Raw genomic sequence first — 19,767 nt, 5'->3', positions numbered from 1 at the left:
GACACCGCTAACAACGAAAAACAGCCGGTGCGAGGGCGGCGCACCGGCTGTCTTCACTCACCGGGAGGGGACCGTGAGTACGTCCGGATAGTGGGTTGGGGGCGCGCATGTTGGGTCGATGCGATCACCATCCGGATACCGCAATAACGGTGAAGCTCGTGTTTGGTTCCCTGGCATTCGAAAAAAATCGTGTTTTTTTGATCTTTTTTCCGATGCCCTTCCCTCGCCGCACGCTCACATAAATCATCGGTCAGAACCGAAGAAATTAATGTTTGAAAAACAGATATTTACCGGCGCTTCGCCCAGGAGGATCCGTCAAAATTTTACCGTTTGATAAATTTTTAAACCTGAGTTACGCTTCCCCTCACAGGCCGTTTACCAATAATGAGGGAACTTCAATGGAACGACTGGAAACTGGGATTCATGCCGGCCGGCTTTCGCCCGCTGAGTATGAGGCTAATTTTTCCGATCTGCATCCGCGCCTCGACAATCACGAGGCGCTGGTCGCCGCCGACCGCTGTTATTTCTGTTATGACGCGCCGTGCATGACGGCCTGTCCCACCTCGATCGACATTCCGCTCTTTATCCGCCAGATTTCGACCGGCAATCCGCTGGGTTCGGCCAAGACGATCTTCGACCAGAACATCCTCGGCGGCATGTGCGCCCGTGTCTGTCCCACCGAAGAGCTGTGCGAACAGGCCTGCGTGCGCAACACGGCCGAGGAACGGCCCGTCGAGATCGGCCGCCTGCAGCGTTATGCGACCGATGCCGCTATGCAGACCGGCAAGCAGTTCTATGTCCGCGCTGAGGCGACAGGAAAGAAGATTGCCGTCGTCGGCGCCGGCCCGGCAGGCCTTGCCGCCGCCCATCGCCTGGCCGTGAAGGGTCATTCCGTCACGATTTACGACGGCAGGGAAAAATCCGGCGGCCTCAACGAATACGGCATCGCCACCTATAAAACAGTGGACGATTTCGCCCAGCAGGAAGTCGATTACATCATCTCGGTCGGCGGCATCGACGTCCGCCACGGCGCCCTCCTTGGCCGCGATTTCTCGCTCTCCGATCTGCAGTCGCAATATGACGCCGTCTTTCTCGCTATCGGTCTTGCCGGCGTCAATGCGCTGCGTATCGAGGGCGAAAACCTAGCCGGCGTCGACGACGCGGTCGATTTCATCGCCGCGCTCCGCCAGGCTGAAGACAAAAGCGAAATCGCCATCGGCCGCCGCGTCGTCGTGCTCGGCGGCGGCATGACGGCGATCGACGCTGCCGTGCAGGCAAAGCTGCTTGGCGCCGAGGAAGTGACCATCTGTTACCGCCGCGGCAAGGAGCACATGAACGCCTCGGAATACGAGCAGGATCTGGCCAGCTCGAAGGGCGTCATCATCCGTCACTGGCTGGCGCCGAAATCGATCCTGTCGCAGGACGGCAAAGTTGCCGCGATCGAAGTGGAATACACCAAGATCGTCGAAGGCCGCCTCGTCGGCACCGGCGAGACCGGCGTAATTGCCGCCGACCAGATCTTCAAGGCGATCGGCCAGACCTTTGATGCCGCGGGCCTCGGTGCGCTGCGCATGGAGTCCGGCCGCATCGCGGTCGACGTCGAAGGCCGCACCTCGCTCGACGGCGTCTGGGCCGGCGGCGACTGCGTGTTCGGCGGCGAAGATCTCACGGTTTCCGCCGTCGCCCATGGCCGCGACGCGGCTGAATCCATCCATCGCGCCCTCTCCGCAACAGCCGCTCCGGCTGTCGCGGTTGCTTGAAGGGGAGAATGAACAATGGCTGATCTCCGCAACAATTTCGTCGGCATCAAATCCCCGAACCCGTTCTGGCTGGCCTCCGCGCCGCCGACCGACAAGGCCTATAACGTCGAGCGCGCCTTCAAGGCCGGCTGGGGCGGCGTGGTCTGGAAGACGCTCGGCGAGGAAGGCCCGCCCGTCGTCAACGTCAACGGCCCGCGATACGGCGCGATCTTCGGCGCCGACCGCCGCCTGCTGGGCCTCAACAATATCGAGCTCATCACCGACCGCGACCTCTACACCAACCTGCGTGAAATGAAGCAGGTGAAGATGAACTGGCCGGACCGGGCGCTGATCGCCTCGATCATGGTGCCCTGCGAGGAACAGGCCTGGAAGTCGATCCTGCCGCTGGTCGAAGAGACCGGCGCCGATGGTATCGAACTCAATTTCGGCTGTCCGCACGGCATGTCGGAGCGCGGCATGGGCTCGGCCGTCGGCCAGGTCCCGGAATATATCGAAATGGTCGTGCGCTGGTGCAAGCAGTACACCCGCATGCCCGTCATCACCAAGCTGACGCCCAATATCACCGATATCCGCCGTCCTGCGCGGGCCGCCAAGGCCGGCGGCACCGACGCCGTTTCGCTGATCAACACGATCAATTCGATCGTCTCCGTCGATCTCGACAACTTCGCCCCCAACCCGACGGTCGGCGGCAAGGGCAGCCATGGCGGCTATTGCGGCCCGGCGGTCAAGCCGATCGCGCTCAACATGGTGGCCGAGATCGCCCGTGATCCCGAAACCTACGGCCTGCCGATCTCGGGGATCGGCGGCATCACCACCTGGCGGGACGCAGCCGAATTCCTGGTTCTCGGCGCCGGCAACGTCCAGATCTGCACGGCGGCGATGACCTATGGCTTCAAGATCGTGCAGGAGATGATAACGGGGCTCTCCGACTGGATGGACGAAAAGGGACATCGCAGCCTCGACGATATTACCGGCCGCGCCGTGCCCAACGTCACCGACTGGCAGTATTTGAATCTCAACTACGTCGCCAAGGCGAAGATCGATCAGGATGCCTGCATCAAATGCGGCCGCTGCCACATCGCCTGCGAGGACACCTCCCACCAGGCGATCACCAACGTCGTCAACGGTCTGCGTCATTTCGAGGTGATCGAAGAGGAATGCGTCGGCTGCAATCTCTGCGTCAACGTCTGCCCGGTCGAGAACTGCATCACCATGGAACCGCTTGCTGCCGGCACCGTCGACAGGCGTACCGGCCGTGTCGTCGATCCGAACTATGCCAACTGGACGACCCACCCGAACAATCCGATGGCCCGCCAGGCGGCGGAGTGACGGCTTCGCAACGCCGCGGACCAGCGCGTCCGCGGCGTAACGCTAGATTGCAAATCCGGATTTCCGGCTTGATGGACGACCCTGAAGCGGGAACATCATGAGGCTGCCGAAGTTAGCGCAGGCGATCTCCGCGAGAGAGCCATGCACGACCACTCAAGCAACGAAAAATCGAGACCGGCACCCCCCCATTGGAGCCGACGCCTCCCGATCGGAGCGGAGGTTGATGCCGGCGGCGTTTCGTTCCGGCTATGGGCCCCTGCCAGGGAACGCTGTTTCCTCGTGATCGAGGAAAATTCCGAATACGAGATGACGGCGGAGGAAGGCGGCTACTTCTGCCTCTATCTGCCCGGTCTGGCTGCAGGGACGCGATACCGGTTTCACTTTGGGGACGCAGGTGATCTTCTTGCCGATCCTGCCTCGCGTTTTCAGCCGGATGGTCCATCGGGGCCGTCAGTTGTCGTGGATCCGGCGCGGTATCAGTGGAATGATCACGATTGGCAAGGAATGTCTCCCTTCGGAGCCGCTCTCTACGAGCTGCACGTCGGCACCTTCACAAGGGAGGGGACCTTTGCGGCGGCCCGGGAAAAGCTGGCAAGACTCCGGTCGATTGGCATCAACTGCCTGGAAGTAATGCCGATCAACGAATTTGAAGGCGAGTTCGGCTGGGGTTACGACGGCACGTTGCTCTATGCTCCGACCCGGCTCTATGGACCACCGGATGATGTGCGCGCCTTCGTCGACGAAGCCCACCGGATCGGCATCGGGGTGATCCTCGACGTGGTCTACAATCACTTCGGTAAGGGCGAGCGTTTTTGCGAATTCACACCAGACTATTTTACCGAGCGTTATTCGAACGAGTGGGGCAAATCGATCAACTTCGATGGTCCGAACAGCCGTGGCGTTCGCGAATATGTCGCAAAGAACGCGGCCTATTGGATCGACGAATTTCATTTTGATGGCCTGCGCATCGATGCAACGCAGGCCTTGTTCGACTCAAGCCGCGAACACATCGTCACGGTTATCGTCAGGGAAGCTCGCGCAGCAGCGAGACAGCGTCAAATCTATCTCGTCAGCGAAAATGAGCCGCAACAAACCAATATGGTGCGGCCGGCTGAGGTGGGAGGGCATGGGCTGGACGCCCTGTGGAATGAGGATTTCCACCGCTCCGCGACAGTGGCGCTGACGGGCCGCAACGAAGCCTATTATCATGATTATCGCGGTACGGCTCAGGAGTTCGTTTCCGCCGCCAAATATGGTTGCCTGTTTCAGGGACAAAGATATGATTGGCAGGACAAACCACGGGGCACTGCGGGGCTCGATCTCAAGCCGTGGAATTTCGTACACTTTCTCCAAAATCACGATCAAGTCGCCAACTCCGGCACAGGAGCCAGGATCGGTCACATAACATCGCCGGCTCGCCTTCGAGCCCTGACGGCGCTCCAACTGCTGGGGCCGCAGACGCCCATGCTGTTTCAGGGGCAGGAGTTTGGTTCCTCTTCTCCGTTCTATTATTTCGCCGATCACGACGGAGAAATCGCCGACATCGTACGGCAGGGACGGCGCAGTTTTATCAGCCAATTCCCGAACCTGCGGGATGAAGAACTCATCAGACACATGGCAGACCCATGTGCTCGCGCGACGTTCGACAAGGTGAAGCTTGATTGGGCTGAATGGGAGAGGAACGCGGCAGTCGTTCAGCTTCATTGCGACCTGCTGAATCTGCGCCAGACGGATAAGGCTTTTACTCGCCAGGCCTGCGCCCGCGACGGCGAGATGGATGGCAGTATCTTGTCCAGCACCGCCTTTCTCCTGCGATTCTTCGCGGAGGAGCCCTCTGACGAGAGACTATTGCTGATCAACTTCGGCAATGATCTCGTGATCGACAGTCTGCCGGATCCGCTTTTTGCTTCACCACAAGGTCATCAATGGCGTCTCTCGTGGTCAAGTGAGGATCCCTTATATGGTGGCAGCGGTCGCCGGCCCTATGATTTCCAGAAGCGTTGGGTATTAAACGGGGATATCGCTTTGGTTCTCGCATCCGTAGAAGTCGGCAACCGGCGAAACGCCTCAGAAGTATCCATCAAGAGCTGGCAAGCCGGTATTTCGCGAGCCGAAGACGCTGGCCTCTGACTCAAATATCACTGCGCATAACCGTCCCATGAAGCGTAGCTGATCGGCAGCTCCGTTTCGTGAGCGAAGTCAGGTGGCGCCGCCGATCCTCTCTGGCCCCCTACGAGTTTCCAGATCGTGGGCGTATGGTCCCGCATGTCCACCGGTTCTCATGAAGTGCTTATCAATTTCGGCGATGATCGCTTCAGCGTTCTCTCCGGCATTTAATCGGATCAGAGCGTCCAGCTTCGCTTCCGCACGGTCATCGTTTTCCTTCGAAGACGGAGATCCGATGTAGAGAAAGTAGGCAAGACCGACGACCTGCCAGAGCAATTGCAGGAATTCGGACTGCCAATTTTCAAAGGTGTCTCTGCCCATCTCCATGAGGTAGGCATTGATATCAGGGGCTTGACCGTGGCTCTGCTGCTCGCCGACAAAAGCAAACCAACCAAATAACCAATGGCCGGTGAGCGAAAATAGAAAGAAGCCGACGGTGATCCAGGCGTAGGCGTATTTCTTGAACATGATACCTCCTTTGGACAGGCAACTGGTGCGGCGAGTGCAATATCAGCCGCATTTGAAGTCCTTATCAGTCGACCCCTGGCCTGCCCTTCAAGTTCCCCCCGATTGAGAGATCGGATGCAGCAGCCGTCGCGCCGGCCCTGAAAGCGGGCATCACCTCGCGGCCGTAGTTTTCGATGAATTCGTGCGAATTTCTCGACATCGATGCTGTAGATCACCGCCTCCTCATACCAGCTGTTGCTTCGGTTCGGCACCGCGACGGTCTCCCGTTAATCTCTGTTGCACACCTTCTAACGGTTCCGGAAGGAGGGGGTTCCTTGGGTTGCGCCAGCTCCACCGAGGCCACGGGAAGCCGGATGAAGGTCCGGCCCGGGGGAACCCGCAGGCATCACCGTTGTTCTCCCAAGATCCCAAACAACTAGGAAAGCTTCCGATGGATCATTCCACGACACCGCTGGGAGGTCCCGCGCGATCACCTCTCCAACCGAAATGGTGGCATACGGCAACTGTCTACCAGGTCTATCCGCGCAGCTTCTGCGATTGCAACGGAGATGGCATCGGCGATATTCCGGGCATTACCTCCAAGCTCGATTACCTGAAGAAACTCGGGATCGACATCATCTGGCTGTCGCCGATCTACAAGTCGCCGATGGACGACAACGGCTACGACATATCCGACTATAGGGACATCGCCCCCGAGTTCGGCACACTCGCTGATTTCGACCAGCTGGTGGCGGAGGCGAAAGACCGTGGGATCGGCATCATGCTCGACCTCGTCGTCAACCATACGTCCGACGAGCATCCGTGGTTTCTTCAATCCCGTCAGGGGCCGGACAACCCGTTTCGCGACTTCTACATCTGGCGCAAACCCGCCACGGACGGGGGACCGCCCAACGGCCTGAAATCCTCCTTCGGCGGGCCGGCCTGGACGCTCGACGCGACGACGGGCGAATATTACCTGCACATGTTTTCCCGCCGCCAGCCGGACCTCAACTGGGAGAACGAAAGGGTACGGACAGAAATCTACGACATGATGAACTGGTGGCTCGAGCGCGGCATTGCCGGCTTCCGCATGGATGTCATCGATTATATCGGCAAGCAGGTGGACCGGGAGCTCGTCAAGGACGGACCGCATCTGCACGATTATCTGCAGGAGATGAATGCCAAGACCTTCGGCAGCCGCGATATCCTGACGGTCGGCGAGGCCTGGAGCGCCACACCCGGCGCAGCTCTCCTCTATTCCGGGCGCGAACGCCGGGAACTGTCGATGATCTTCCAGTTCGAGCACGTCACCCAGCAATGGGACGCGGTTTATGGGAAATGGCGCCCGAAGCCGTTCGACCTCGTGAATCTCAAGACGGTCCTCAGCAAGTGGCAGCTTGCCCTATCCGAAGATGGGTGGAATTCGCTCTTCTGGGGTAATCACGATTTGCCGCGCGCCGTTTCGCGCTACGGCAATGTCAGCGGCTATCACGTCGAGTCGGCCAAGATGCTGGCGACCGTGTTGCATCTCCTGAAAGGCACGCCTTTCATCTATCAAGGCGAGGAGATCGACATGACGAACGTCCCCTTCACCTCGATCGAACAATATCGCGATATCGAAACCATCAACATGCACAGGCTGCACGTGGAGGCCGGCCTTTCACCGGAGGAATTCATCCGCGGAGCAAACGAGAACGGCCGCGATAACGCTCGCACGCCGATGCAATGGAGCGCCGCCCCCCATGGCGGTTTTTCCACAGGCGTCCCCTGGATCGAGGTCAATCCCAATTATCCGAAGGTCAACGCCGAAGCGGCCATCAAGGACGAAAAGTCGATCTGGAACCATTATCGCAAGCTGATCGCTCTGCGGAAGACCCACCCTGTCATTGTCTATGGCGAGTACAGATCCTGGCTCGACCAACACCCCGATGTCTTCGTTTATACCCGCACGCTCGACAGGAGCTGGATCATTGTGGTCGCCAACTTCACACCCAGGGACATTACGCTGAGTTTGCCGACGGAGCTCGCTATCAACGGAGAATGCCTCATCTGCAATTATGAACCAGTGCACATGATCAGCGAAACTGTTGAGCTCAAGCCGTACGAAACCTTCGCGATAGAATGTAAGTGAAGCTCTCGCGCCGGTGCGCGCTTTGCCAACCGACGGAGTGACGGTTTTCGGCGATCTCGAACCCTTTGAAAAGTTGCACCCTATGTTGGAATGACGCGATCAGCCGCCGAATGACTTCCGATAGGCATGCGGGCTCGTGCCCAGCCGCTTGCGGAAGTGGTGCCGCATCGTCGCCAGAGTGCCGAAGCCGCTTGATATCGCGATATCGTCGAGCGATACGGCAAGTTCTCTTTCGAGAAGGTCGCGCGCATGGCGCAGCCGCTCCTTCAGCAGCCATTCGCCGACGCTGAGACCCGTCGTCGCTTCGAAGCGGCGCTGGAAAGTGCGTATGCTCATGCCGGCCCTTTTGGCGAGCAGGCTGATCGGCTGTTCCTCGGCAAGGCTTGCGCGCATCCAGTCGATCAGCGGGCTGAGGCGTATGCCCTCACGTTCCTCCGGAACCGGCGCGCCGATGAACTGCGCTTGCCCGCCTTCGCGGTGCGGCGGCACGATGAGGCGGCGGGCGACGCTGTTTGCCGCCTCCGAGCCGAAATCGCCGCGTACCACATGCAGGCAGAGATCGATGCCGGCGGCGCTGCCGGCCGCTGTCAGCAGGCTGCCCTCGTCGATGTAGAGTACATCCGCGTCGAGCGTGATGTCGGGATAACGCGCCGCGATCGAATTGACATAGCGCCAATGTGTTGTCGCCCTGCGGTTGGCAAGCAGTCCGGCGCCGGCAAGGACTGCAACGCCGGAACAGAGCGACATGATGCGCGCGCCGCGCTGATGCGCTGCCCTCAACGCTACCGCAAGCGGTTCCGGCACCGGCGCATCGATCGACCGCCAGCCGGGCGCGACGATCAGGTCCGCCGCGTCGAGCACTTCCAGCCCCCTGTCGACCGCGACCGTCAATCCGCCGGCGGCGCGAAGCGGCCCCGGCTCGATGCCGCAGACGGAGAAGCGATACCACCCCTCGCCCATCTCGGGACGCGGCAGGCCGAAGACCTCATAGGCTATCCCGAATTCGAAGGTGCAGAGCCCGTCATAAGCAAGCACCGCGACCAGCGGTCCGATCGTGTTCGGAGATACGTTTGGCATGATCTTTACGCTGTCAGTCATGATGGCCAATTTCGCCAAGCTTTAACATCGGCGATACCAGGCGGCAATCCAGCACGAAAGGAAAGACCGATGCCAAGCGCCGTCTCCGAAATCCCCGCCGCCGAGCCTGATCTCGCCGCCGCCCATTATGCCGCCAAGCTCGCCTTGGAGACCGATTGTTCGGATGTCCGCGCCGCTTTCGCAGCTGGAAAGGTCGATTTCGTTCTTCTCGATGCGCGCTCGCCGGCGCTGTTTGCGCAGTCCCATGTGCCGGGCGCGATCAACCTGCCGCACGGCAAGATGACCGCGCATCGCATGTCGGAATGGGCAAGAAACACGCTCTTCGTCGTCTATTGCGCCGGCCCGCATTGCAACGGCGCCGACAAGGCGGCCTTTCGCCTTGCCAAGCTCGGCCTCAGAGCCAAGCTGATGATCGGCGGCATGACCGGCTGGGCCGATGAGGGTTTCGCCTTCGAAACCGAAACCATCGCTGCCGAATAACAGAAGGCCCCCCTCCACGATGCGGGGGAGCCTCATCTCTCAAAACTCAATGACGATCTTGCCGAAGGGGCCTCGATAGAGGTGATCGAGCGCCTGCGGCAGCTCCTCGAAGCCATAACGCCTGTCGATAACAGGCTTCAGCCCGATCTGGTCGACGGCGCGCACCAGATCCTCCAGCGCCCTGCGGTGACCGACCGTAATTCCTTGTATGACGGGCGCTTTGAGAAGCAACGGCGCCACCGGCGCCGAGATCTCAAAACCCTCGAGGACGCCGATCACCGAAATGCGGCCGTTAACCGCCACAGCCTTCAGCGCCTGGCCGAGATGCTGTCCGCCGACGATTTCGAGCACGTGGTCGGCGCCGTAATCGCCGGTCAATTGATGGAACTGCTCCACCCAGTCGCCCTTGTGCCGGTTGATCAGGTGATCGGCGCCGAGCGCCAACGCCCGGTCGAGCTTTTCGCTGCTGCCTGACGTGATGAAGACCTCGGCGCCATGCGCCTTGGCGATCTGCAGGCCGAAGAGCGCGACGCCGCCGGTTCCCTGCACCAGCACCTTGTCGCCAGCCTTGAGCTTGCCGCATTCGATCAGCGCGAACCATGCCGTCAGTCCGGCGCAGGACAGCGTGCTCGCTTCGGCGGCATCGAGCGTTTTCGGCGCAGGCGTGAACCACTCCTCGGAAAGCACCGTGTATTCGGTCAGCACGCCCGGATAGAAACCGCCGCGCGTCTGGTAGGGTAGATTACGCGCGGTGCCCGGCCCGCGTCCGTCGATCCAATCCGGGGAAAAGGTGGAGATAACTCGATCTCCGGGTTTGAAGCGTGTGACGTCCGGCCCGACGGCCTCGACCACGCCTGCCATGTCCGAGGCCGGCACAAAGGGAAACTGCAGCGGCAGTCCCATGCCGCTCTCGAGCACAAGCCTGTCGCGGAAATTGAGGGAAACCGCCTGCGTCCGCACCCGGATCATCCTGCCGGACACGTCGGGAATTCTCGCTTCACCGATCTTCAGATTGGCTTCCGGCCCAACGGCATCGGTTTGCCACTGATTTGTCGTCTGCATCTCCTGCTCCTTCTCGATTGGAGGAGCGGCAGGTATATCGTTGAATATTCATCGCCTGTTGCGATATTATATCGTCAAACTGGTGCCATAAAGGAAACAAAGATGGAGCAATTGAAGGGGATTTCGATCTTCGTCCAAACGGTCGAAGCCGGCGGTTTCTCCGCCGCCGCCGAACGGCTTCACCTCACCCGCTCGGCAGTCAGCAAGACGATCGCAAGGCTCGAACAGCGACTCGACGTCCGGCTCTTCAACCGCACGACCCGGACCCAGAGCCTGACCGACGAGGGCCGGTTCTTCTATGAGCGGTGCCTAAGAGCCATCGAGGAAATCCGGATCGGCGAGGCCCAACTTGAATCGGGCAGGCGCGAGGTCCGCGGCAGGCTGAGGGTATCGATGCCGGCGCTGTTTGGGCGCCATTGCGCCGCTCCGATCCTGACCCGCCTGCTCGACGACCACCCCGATCTCGAATTGGACTTATCCTTCAGCGATCGCGTCGTCGATCTCCTGGAGGACGGCTTCGACCTTGCCGTCCGCAACGGTCCGCTGAAGGACAATCCCGACCTGATGGCGCGAACGATCGCCCGGCAGTCCATGACGGTCTGCGCCTCGCCCTCTTATCTCGAAAACTACGGCGTGCCGCAAACGCTCGATGATCTCGCCTGCCATCACGGCATCGTCTATCGCAGGGGTGACAATGACAAGGCCTGGACCTTCCCGACTCCGGCCGGTCCCCCACGCGAAGTTCTGCCGAAATCACGGCTGCGGCTCGACGATCTCGCCTCGATCGCAGACGCCGCGGTTGAAGGCCGCGGGCTTGCCTGGCTGACCTGCTGGCTGGTGCGGGACAAGGTCCTCTCAGGTGCACTCGTGCGGGTTCTGACCGATACACCATCCACCATATTTGAAGCCTATGCCGTCTGGCCGCGATCGCCGGTAATGCTGCCGAAAGTGCGTCTTGCCATCGACACGCTGGCTGCCGAACTGCCGGCGATCATGAGCTGAAAAAGGCACCCTCTCAGGAAATCGAGCTGTCAGCCAAGCTCCGGCCGCAGCCCCCCGATGAAGAGTTGCTCCAGAAACCGCGCGGCATCCTCGAAGCGCCCTTCGCCGGAATGTTCCTGCCCCAGCACCGCGCGCACCTGGACGTCGAAGTCGGCATAATGCTGCGTCGTCGACCAGATCGAGAAGATCAGGTGGTAGGGATCACATTCGACGATCTTGCCTGATTTCGCCCAGGCGCGAATGACCTCCGCCTTCTCGTCGACCAGTTGCTTCAGCGGGCCCTTCAATTCGTCCTCGATATGCGGTGCGCCCTGCAGCACCTCATTGGCGAACAGCCGGCTCTCGCGCGGAAAATCGCGCGCCATCTCCAGCTTGCGCCTGATGTAGCTGCGGATTTCTTCTTCCGGGTTGCCCTCGGCGTCGAAGGCCCGCAGCGGCTCAAGCCAGGTATAGAGGACCCGGTCGATCAGCGCCCGGTGCATCGCTTCCTTGGTGCGGAAATAATAAAGCAGATTGGGTTTCGACATGCCCGCGACTTCGGCGATCTGGTCGATGGTCGAACCGCGAAAGCCGCGTGCGGAAAACACGTCGAGCGCCGCCTCCAGAATCTGCTCCTCCTTCTCCTCCTGGATTCGCGTTCGCCTCAGGGTCTTCGCTGCTCTCGGAATAGCCATCGGCTATTGTTTCCCCTTGATATTCAACTTCTTCGCTCAAGTTTCGGCTGAGGCGGCCCCTGCCGTTTTCTTGAGCAACTGCCCGCATTTTTATCGGCAAATTTCGTGATTTTCGTCTTGAGCCCCGCGGTGGAAGTTGTAATGTTTACCAATCGGTCAAATATCCGCCAGATGAAAAACAAAGGCAACTGGCGATTTTCCGGCGCTCGACAAAACCAACAACAGGCGCGGGAAAGGACCACGGGAACAGGCGGGCATGCCCCTTGCATGACTGCCGCAAACAGGTGAGGGCTTGAAGAATGGTGGCAGCACCAGGCGAGAACATGCGCGTCAATGGCGACCGTCTCTGGGACAGTCTCATGGACATGGCGAAAATCGGCCCCGGAATCGCCGGCGGCAATAACCGCCAGACGCTGACGGATTCGGATGCCGAGGGCCGAAGCCTTTTCAAGACATGGTGCGACGAAGCCGGCCTGACGATGGGCGTCGACCAAATGGGCACGATGTTCGCCACCCGCCCCGGCACCGATCCCGATGCCCTGCCGGTCTATGTCGGTTCGCATCTCGACACCCAGCCGACCGGCGGCAAATATGACGGCGTGCTTGGCGTGCTCTCGGCGCTTGAAGTCGTGCGCACCATGAACGACCTCGGCATCAAGACCAAGCATCCGATCGTCGTCACCAACTGGACGAACGAGGAAGGCGCGCGTTTTGCACCGGCCATGCTCGCTTCGGGCGTCTTCGCCGGCGTGCACAGCCTGGACTTTGCCTATAACCGTAGGGATCCCGAGGGCAATCTCTTCGGCGACGAGTTGAAGCGCATCGGCTGGGTCGGGGACGAAGAGGTCGGCGCCCGGAAGATGCATGCTTATTTCGAATATCACATCGAGCAGGGCCCGATCCTCGAAGCCGAAGACAAGCAGATCGGCGTCGTCACCCACTGCCAGGGCCTGTGGTGGCTGGAATTCACGCTGACCGGCAAGGAAGCTCATACCGGCTCGACGCCGATGAACATGCGCGTCAATGCCGGCCTTGCCATGTCACGCATACTGGAAATGGTGCAGAGCGTGGCGATGGGCGAACAGCCGGGCGCCGTCGGCGGCGTCGGCCAGGTGTTCTTCTCGCCGAATTCCCGGAACGTGCTGCCGGGCAAGGTCGTCTTCACCGTCGACATCCGCTCGCCCGATAAGGCCAAGCTCGACCGCATGCGGGCAAAGATCGAGGCCGACGCGCCCGGCATCTGCGATGCGCTGGGCGTCGGCTGTTCCATCGAGGCGATCGGCCATTTCGCGCCGGTCACCTTCGACGAAAAGCTCGTCACCTCCGTTCGATCAGCCGCCGAACGCCTTGGCTACAGCCACATGAACCTCATCTCCGGCGCCGGCCACGACGCCTGCTGGGCCGCCAAGGTTGCCCCCGCGACCATGGTCATGTGCCCCTGCGTCGGCGGGCTCTCGCACAACGAAGCGGAAGAGATTTCCAAGGAATGGGCGACAGCGGGTGCCGATGTGCTGTTCCATGCGGTGGTCGAGACGGCGGAGATCGTGGCGTGATGTCCAACGCAGCGCCCGGAGCCCCCTCATCCGACCCTTCGGGCCACCTTCTCCCCGCTGGGGAGAAGGAAATGTTGGACGTCGCGGCCTCCCCCTTCTCCCCTCGGGGAGAAGGTGCCCGAAGGGCGGATGAGGGGGCTCCTGGCGCAAGCAAAATTATCAAACAGGATATCCGCAAACATCGTCCGGTCAAAACAGCACAAGCGCGACAACTGCGTCAAAATGAAACCGAAGAGGAATACCACCTCTGGAGCGACCTGCGTGCCCGCCGACTGAACGGCTACAAATTCGCACGGCAAGTCCCGCTCGGCCCATTCATTGTAGACTTCCTCTGTCGTGAAAAACGCTTGATCGTCGAAGTCGACGGCTTCCAGCATGCCGATAGCGTCACCGATCAACCTCGGACCGAATGGCTCAATGCCAACGGCTATTCGGTCCTGCGCTTCTGGAACCACGAAATCTCGCGTGAACGACGTTCGGTTCTTGAAACGATCCTGGCTGCATTGCGGGGCCGACTCGTATTCAGCTCCGAATTGCCGCGCTTTTATTCCCCCGCCGAACAACGATAAAGAATAGGGAACGATCATGACCACAGTCATCAAGAACGGCACCATCGTCACGGCCGACCTCACCTACAAGGCCGACGTCAAGATCGACGGCGACAAGATCGTCGAAATCGGTCCGAACCTCTCGGGCGACGAGGTACTCGATGCCTCCGGCTGTTACGTCATGCCCGGCGGCATCGACCCGCACACCCATCTCGAAATGCCCTTCATGGGCACCTACTCCTCCGACGATTTCGAGAGCGGCACGCGCGCAGCCCTTTCCGGCGGCACGACCATGGTCGTCGATTTTGCCCTTCCCGCCCCCGGCCAATCGCTGCTCGAGGCGCTGACCATGTGGGACAACAAATCCACCCGTGCCAATTGCGACTATTCCTTCCACATGGCCGTCACCTGGTGGAGCGAGCAGGTCTTCAAGGAGATGGAGACCATCGTCCGCGACAAAGGCATCAACACCTTCAAGCACTTCATGGCCTATAAGGGCGCGCTGATGGTCGATGACGACGAGATGTTCGCCTCGTTCCAGCGCTGCGCCGAACTCGGCGCGCTGCCGCTGGTGCATGCCGAAAACGGCGACGTCGTCGCCTCGATGTCGGCAAAGCTACTCGCCGAAGGCAATAACGGCCCCGAGGCGCATGCCTATTCCCGCCCCGCCGAAGTGGAGGGCGAGGCCACCAACCGCGCCATCATGATCGCCGACATGGCCGGCTGCCCCGTCTATATCGTTCACACCTCCTGCGAGCAGGCGCACGAGGCGATCCGCCGCGCCCGCGCCAAGGGCATGCGTGTTTACGGCGAACCGCTGATCCAGCACCTGACGCTCGACGAGAGCGAATATTCCAATCCCGACTGGGATCATGCCGCCCGCCGCGTCATGTCGCCGCCCTTCCGCAGCAAGCAGCATCAGGACTCGCTCTGGGCCGGACTTGCCTCCGGTTCGCTGCAGGTGGTCGCAACCGACCATTGCGCCTTCACCACGGCGCAGAAACGTTTCGGTGTCGGTGACTTCACCAAGATCCCGAACGGCACCGGCGGCCTCGAAGACCGCATGCCGATGCTATGGACACACGGTGTCAATACCGGCCGGCTGACGATGAACGAGTTCGTCGCCGTCACTTCGACCAACATCGCCAAGATTCTCAACATCTATCCGAAGAAGGGCGCGATCCTCGTCGGCGCCGATGCCGATATTGTCGTCTGGGACCCCAACCGTTCGAAGGTCATCTCCTCCAAGAACCAGCAATCGGCGATCGACTACAACGTCTTCGAGGGCAAGGAAGTGACTGGCCTGCCCCGCTACACGCTGACGCGTGGCGTGGTGGCCATCGAGGAAAGCACGATCAAGACCCGCGAGGGGCACGGCGAGTTCGTCAGGCGCGAACCGGTGACAGCCGTCAGCAAGGCACTGTCCACCTGGAAGGAGATCACCTCTCCGCGCAAAGTGGAACGCAGCGGCATCCCGGCAACCGGCGTATGACGATGGCGCATGACGATACGGCCATCAACCGGGGAACGACGCCTCCATGCGGATGACCTCACGCCGGCACCAACGCGTCCAGCTCCGGCAGAAGCACGACGCTTTCCTGCTCGTGCGGATCGGTGCGCGCAATGACCGCCGTGCAGGGCGTGCTGCTGAGGTTCGCAGGCATATGCGGCACGCCGGCCGGGATGTAGAAGAGCTCGCCGGCATGGGTGATGACGTGATTCTCCAGTTGGTCGCCGTACCAGGTATGAGCCTCGCCGGAGAGCACGTAGATCGCCGTCTCATGCGCCTCGTGCAGGTGCGCCTTGGCACGCACGCCGGGCGGGATCGTCAGGAGGTGCATGCAGATGCCCGTGGCGCCGACAGTCTCGGCCGCTATCCCTTCGAAATAGCTGAGCCCCTGCTTGCCGTCATAGGCGTGCTTGGGACGAACGATGTGGCAGGTGGGTTTTGATGTCGCGTCCATTTTCTTCCTCCAAGAATTGCGCCGCCGGCAAAGCCGGCAGCGATGGTAACATGCAAACCGCCGTCAAGCGGGGAAAACAAGATCGGTCGCATTGATGCAAGCACCCTCCGTCGTATCCGCCAAGGACCTCTGTCTCACCTACCAGGCGAATGACGGCCCGGTGCGGGCGCTGAGCAATGTCAATCTCGATGTCCGCAAGGGCGATTTCGTCTCTTTCATCGGCCCGTCCGGCTGCGGCAAGACCACTTTCCTGCGCGTCATCGCCGATCTCGAAAAGAGCACATCAGGCGAGATCTCGATCAACGGCATGACGCCGGAAGAAGCCCGTAAGGCCCGCGCCTACGGTTACGTCTTCCAGGCGCCGGCGCTCTATCCCTGGCGCACCATCGAAAACAATATCGCCCTGCCGTTGGAGATCATGGGTTATGGCGGCGCTGACCGGACAAGGCGGATCGCCGAGGCGCTCGACCTCGTCGGTCTCTCCGGCTTCGAAAAGAAATTTCCCTGGCAGCTTTCCGGCGGCATGCAGCAACGCGCCTCGATCGCCCGCGCACTCGCCTTCGATGCCGACCTGCTGTTGATGGACGAACCCTTCGGCGCGCTGGATGAGATCGTCCGCGACCATCTGAACGAAGAGCTACTGAAGCTCTGGGCCCGCACCAACAAGACGATCTGCTTCGTTACCCACTCCATCCCCGAGGCTGTCTACCTCTCGACCAAGATCGTGGTGATGTCGCCGCGCCCCGGCCGCGTCACCGACGTGATCGACTCCACCCTGCCGGCCGAACGCCCGCTCGACATCCGCGACACCCCGGAATTCCTGGAAATCGCCCACCGCGTGCGCGAGGGGCTGAGGACGGGGCATAGCCATGAGGTTTAGGCGCGAGTTGTTGGAAAAGACCCCTCCCCAACCCCTCCCCACAAGGGGGAGGGGCTTTGGCGCTCGCAGCAATCCCTCGTCTTCTGACGCAACGCTACAACAAGCTGTGATCTTGCTATGGAAGACAACGCGGGCCGTAGGCTTGCCCCTCCCCCTTGTGGGGAGGGGTTGGGGAGGGGTTTTTGCCTCAAACGGCATGGGAGGGGTTTAGATGCCACATTCCAACATCACCCCTAAAACCCGCGAAACGGCAAAACGCCTCCGCCGCGAACTGACAAAGGCAGAGGCAGTCATGTGGGACATGCTTCGCGATTTCAGACCCTGCGGTGGCAGGTTCCGACGAGAAACGCCGATCGGTCCCTATATCGCTGATTTCGCTTGGCTGTCGGCACGCATCATCGTCGAGGTTGATGGCGACAGTCACGAGACCGCCGCTGGCCGGCGCCACGATCTAGCCCGAAATGCATTCCTGCGCGACCAAGGTTTCAAAGTGCTCCGCTTCGACAATGCCCAAGTGCTTGATGGACCTGACTACGTATTCATCACCATCGAGAAACATGCCGCTCCATTCTTGAAGGAGCGTGCCGCATGAAGTCAGACACATTCAAGGACAAGATCGTCCCCGTCACCACCATCCTGCTCGCCCTCATCGCCATCTGGTATGTCGCCGCCATTCTCATGAATGCGCCGTTCCAACGTGACATGGACAGCCGCGCCGGCGTCACGCCGACCACGATGGAATTCATCGGCAAGACGCTGGCGCAGCCGAAGCCGATCCTGCCGGCGCCGCATCAGGTGGCGCAGAATGTCTACGAGAACACCTTCCTGCGCAGCCTTTCGAGCAGCCGCAGCCTCGTCTATCACAGCTGGGTAACACTCTCTTCCACCCTGCTCGGCTTCGGTTTCGGCATGCTGCTCGGCATTCTTCTCGCCGTGCTGATCGTGCATAACCGCGCCATGGACCGCTCGCTGATGCCCTGGCTAGTGGCAAGCCAGACGATACCGATCCTCGCCATCGCGCCGATGATCGTCATCATCTCCTACAACGTGCTGACCGGCGACAATGCGCTGGCGCATCTGCTGAATCTCGATTCCGACGCCTCCCGCCTCGTCTCCAAGGCGCTGATCTCCACCTACCTCTCCTTCTTTCCCGTCGCCGTCGGCATGGTGAAGGGGCTGCGGTCACCCGAAATCCTCTATCTCGACCTCATGCGCACCTATAATGCCAGTCCGATGCAGACCTTTTGGAAATTGCGCGTTCCTGCCTCGATCCCCTTCCTTTTCACCTCGATGAAGGTCGCGATCGCCGCAAGCCTCGTCGGCGCCATCGTCGGCGAATTGCCGACGGGCGCGGTTGCCGGCATTGGTTCGAAGCTTCTCGCCGGCTCCTATTACAGCCAGACGATCGATATTTGGGCGGCGCTTGTCGCCGGCTCGCTGCTTGCAGGCGTCCTGGTCGCGATTGTCGGCGTTGCGGGCAAGATCGTCGACCGCGCCATGGGCGGGAGACCGGCATGAGACGTCTGACCTTCTCCTGGCAAGGCGCGGCCGCTCTTCTTTTCTGCGTCGCGGCGCTGGCAACCCTACCCCTTCTGGCCGACGGCGCAGCGCGTCCGCTAACCGATGGCACCGCGAGCCTTATCTTCATCGTCATCGCCGCGGCTGCTCTCCTGTCCTTTGCGCCGCAATCGCCAGCCTATCGCGCCACCGTGCTGTTCATCGGCGCGCATGGCGCCGCCTGGCTGCTGCTTGCCGCCCTTTCCGGCAACGAGGGCACGGCAACCCGAGCCTACTTCCTGCTGCTCTTCGCCGCCTGGCTGCTCGCCTGGCGATGCGTCACCGAACTTTCGAAAGTGAAGCCTGCCGCCGCTTTCGGTGCATCGCTGCTCGAATTGCTGATTCCGGCGATTTTCGGCGCCTGGATTCTCATCCTCTGGGAGGCGATCACGCGCGGCGCCGGCATTCCGTTCATCCTGCTGCCGCCGCCGAGCGCCATCGGCTCCCGCATCATGGTCTCTCTGCCCATCCTCGGCGACGACGTCAGGCAGACGATCTTCAAGGCAGTGCTGATCGGTTATATCGTCGGCTGTCTGAGCGGCTTCGCCGTCGCGGTGCTGGCCGACCGCATCGCCTTCCTGCGCCGCGGCCTCCTGCCGATCGGCAACATGGTGTCAGCCCTGCCGATCATCGGCATCGCTCCCGTCATGGTCATGTGGTTCGGCTTCGACTGGCCGTCGAAAGCCGCCGTCGTCATCATCATGACCTTCTTCCCAATGCTGGTGAACACCGTCGCAGGCCTTTCCGCCTCCGGCGGCATGGAGCGCGACCTGATGCGCACCTATGCCTCAAGCGACTGGCAGACGCTGTTCAAGCTCAAGCTTCCGGCGGCCATGCCCTTCATTTTCAACGCACTGAAGATCAACTCGACGCTGGCGCTGATTGGTGCCATCGTTGCGGAATTCTTCGGGACGCCGATCGTCGGCATGGGCTTCCGCATCTCGACCGAGATCGGTCGCATGAATGTCGACATGGTCTGGGCGGAAATCGCCATCGCGGCGCTGGCCGGCTCGATCTTCTATGGCATCATCGCCCTGACCGAACGGGCGGTGACATTCTGGCATCCGTCTATCCGTGGTGGCTAGGCGCGCGCAGGCTTCGCAAATGGGGTCTGGG

18 protein-coding genes are annotated in these 19,767 nt (G+C 61.0%); 13 read left to right on the top strand and 5 right to left on the bottom strand.

The features are described 5' to 3' along the window. Positions 1-398 precede the first annotated feature (398 nt). From GGD53_RS03880 to treZ, 3 genes are all read left to right on the top strand, one after another. Positions 399-1,760 (top strand): NAD(P)-dependent oxidoreductase, encoded by a 1,362-nt coding sequence (locus GGD53_RS03880; protein WP_184453760.1) that lies wholly within the window; start codon positions 399-401, stop codon positions 1,758-1,760. 15 nt (positions 1,761-1,775) lie between these two features. After that, the gene (gene preA / locus GGD53_RS03875; RefSeq protein WP_184453758.1) at positions 1,776-3,089 is read left to right on the top strand and encodes an NAD-dependent dihydropyrimidine dehydrogenase subunit PreA; all 1,314 of its coding nucleotides are present in this window, start codon (positions 1,776-1,778) and stop codon (positions 3,087-3,089) included. A gap of 141 nt (positions 3,090-3,230) precedes the next feature. Next, entirely contained in the window at positions 3,231-5,219 is a 1,989-nt protein-coding gene (treZ, locus tag GGD53_RS03870; RefSeq protein WP_184453756.1) for a malto-oligosyltrehalose trehalohydrolase, read from the top strand. 69 nt (positions 5,220-5,288) lie between these two features. Here the strand turns inward: treZ and GGD53_RS03865 are convergent, their stop codons facing one another. After that, the gene (locus GGD53_RS03865) at positions 5,289-5,723 is read right to left on the bottom strand and encodes a DUF6766 family protein (RefSeq protein ID WP_184453754.1); all 435 of its coding nucleotides are present in this window, start codon (positions 5,721-5,723) and stop codon (positions 5,289-5,291) included. A gap of 430 nt (positions 5,724-6,153) precedes the next feature. Between GGD53_RS03865 and GGD53_RS03860 the strand changes: the two genes are divergently transcribed. Next, positions 6,154-7,833 (top strand): glycoside hydrolase family 13 protein, encoded by a 1,680-nt coding sequence (locus GGD53_RS03860; protein WP_184453752.1) that lies wholly within the window; start codon positions 6,154-6,156, stop codon positions 7,831-7,833. A gap of 99 nt (positions 7,834-7,932) precedes the next feature. On the opposite strand, the gene ftrA is transcribed toward GGD53_RS03860, so the two are convergent. Further along, a complete protein-coding gene (gene ftrA / locus GGD53_RS03855) occupies positions 7,933-8,931 on the bottom strand; it encodes a transcriptional regulator FtrA (protein WP_184453750.1) in 999 nt (332 codons plus the stop codon). A gap of 69 nt (positions 8,932-9,000) precedes the next feature. Between ftrA and GGD53_RS03850 the strand changes: the two genes are divergently transcribed. Next, positions 9,001-9,411, top strand: a complete 411-nt coding sequence (locus GGD53_RS03850) for a rhodanese-like domain-containing protein (protein WP_184453747.1) — start codon at positions 9,001-9,003, stop codon at positions 9,409-9,411. A gap of 39 nt (positions 9,412-9,450) precedes the next feature. Here GGD53_RS03850 and GGD53_RS03845 read toward each other — a convergent pair whose 3' ends face one another. Continuing rightward, entirely contained in the window at positions 9,451-10,473 is a 1,023-nt protein-coding gene (locus tag GGD53_RS03845; RefSeq protein ID WP_184453745.1) for a zinc-dependent alcohol dehydrogenase family protein, read from the bottom strand. A gap of 102 nt (positions 10,474-10,575) precedes the next feature. On the opposite strand from GGD53_RS03845, the gene GGD53_RS03840 reads away from it, so the two are divergent. After that, the gene (locus GGD53_RS03840; protein ID WP_184453743.1) at positions 10,576-11,475 is read left to right on the top strand and encodes a LysR family transcriptional regulator; all 900 of its coding nucleotides are present in this window, start codon (positions 10,576-10,578) and stop codon (positions 11,473-11,475) included. Between the two features lie 29 nt (positions 11,476-11,504). On the opposite strand, the gene GGD53_RS03835 is transcribed toward GGD53_RS03840, so the two are convergent. Further along, positions 11,505-12,149, bottom strand: a complete 645-nt coding sequence (locus GGD53_RS03835; RefSeq protein ID WP_184453741.1) for a TetR family transcriptional regulator C-terminal domain-containing protein — start codon at positions 12,147-12,149, stop codon at positions 11,505-11,507. 299 nt (positions 12,150-12,448) lie between these two features. Between GGD53_RS03835 and GGD53_RS03830 the strand changes: the two genes are divergently transcribed. From GGD53_RS03830 to hydA, 3 genes are read left to right on the top strand one after another with little or no spacing between them, the layout of a single operon-like run. Beyond that, on the top strand, positions 12,449-13,702 hold the full coding sequence (locus GGD53_RS03830; RefSeq protein ID WP_184453739.1) for a Zn-dependent hydrolase: 1,254 nt from the start codon (positions 12,449-12,451) through the stop codon (positions 13,700-13,702). Further along, positions 13,702-14,271, top strand: coding sequence for an endonuclease domain-containing protein (locus tag GGD53_RS03825; RefSeq protein WP_184453737.1), 570 nt, complete (start codon positions 13,702-13,704; stop codon positions 14,269-14,271). Before GGD53_RS03830 ends, GGD53_RS03825 begins: the two co-directional genes overlap by 1 nt. Positions 14,272-14,287: 16 nt before the next feature. Next, positions 14,288-15,742 carry a dihydropyrimidinase gene (gene hydA, locus GGD53_RS03820; RefSeq protein WP_184453735.1) on the top strand — a complete coding sequence of 485 codons (1,455 nt, stop codon included), beginning with the start codon at positions 14,288-14,290 and terminating at the stop codon, positions 15,740-15,742. A gap of 58 nt (positions 15,743-15,800) precedes the next feature. Here hydA and GGD53_RS03815 read toward each other — a convergent pair whose 3' ends face one another. Beyond that, on the bottom strand, positions 15,801-16,214 hold the full coding sequence (locus GGD53_RS03815; RefSeq protein ID WP_184453733.1) for a cupin domain-containing protein: 414 nt from the start codon (positions 16,212-16,214) through the stop codon (positions 15,801-15,803). 94 nt (positions 16,215-16,308) lie between these two features. Here GGD53_RS03815 and GGD53_RS03810 point away from each other — a divergent pair, with 94 nt between their 5' ends. The 4 genes from GGD53_RS03810 to GGD53_RS03795 all read left to right on the top strand — a co-directional run bounded on the left by GGD53_RS03810 (position 16,309) and on the right by GGD53_RS03795 (position 19,736). Further along, positions 16,309-17,094 carry an ABC transporter ATP-binding protein gene (locus GGD53_RS03810; RefSeq protein WP_184453731.1) on the top strand — a complete coding sequence of 262 codons (786 nt, stop codon included), beginning with the start codon at positions 16,309-16,311 and terminating at the stop codon, positions 17,092-17,094. A gap of 211 nt (positions 17,095-17,305) precedes the next feature. After that, positions 17,306-17,686, top strand: coding sequence for an endonuclease domain-containing protein (locus GGD53_RS03805; RefSeq protein ID WP_184453729.1), 381 nt, complete (start codon positions 17,306-17,308; stop codon positions 17,684-17,686). After that, entirely contained in the window at positions 17,683-18,612 is a 930-nt protein-coding gene (locus GGD53_RS03800; RefSeq protein ID WP_184453727.1) for an ABC transporter permease, read from the top strand. Before GGD53_RS03805 ends, GGD53_RS03800 begins: the two co-directional genes overlap by 4 nt. Beyond that, the gene (locus tag GGD53_RS03795; protein ID WP_184453725.1) at positions 18,609-19,736 is read left to right on the top strand and encodes an ABC transporter permease; all 1,128 of its coding nucleotides are present in this window, start codon (positions 18,609-18,611) and stop codon (positions 19,734-19,736) included. Before GGD53_RS03800 ends, GGD53_RS03795 begins: the two co-directional genes overlap by 4 nt. Positions 19,737-19,767 lie beyond the last annotated feature (31 nt).

The organism is Rhizobium aethiopicum (assembly GCF_014197535.1).
Classification (GTDB): Bacteria; Pseudomonadota; Alphaproteobacteria; order Rhizobiales; family Rhizobiaceae; genus Rhizobium; species Rhizobium aethiopicum_A.
Note: the sequence above shows the minus strand (reverse complement) of the source record. Positions and strands in the feature narration are given on the sequence as shown.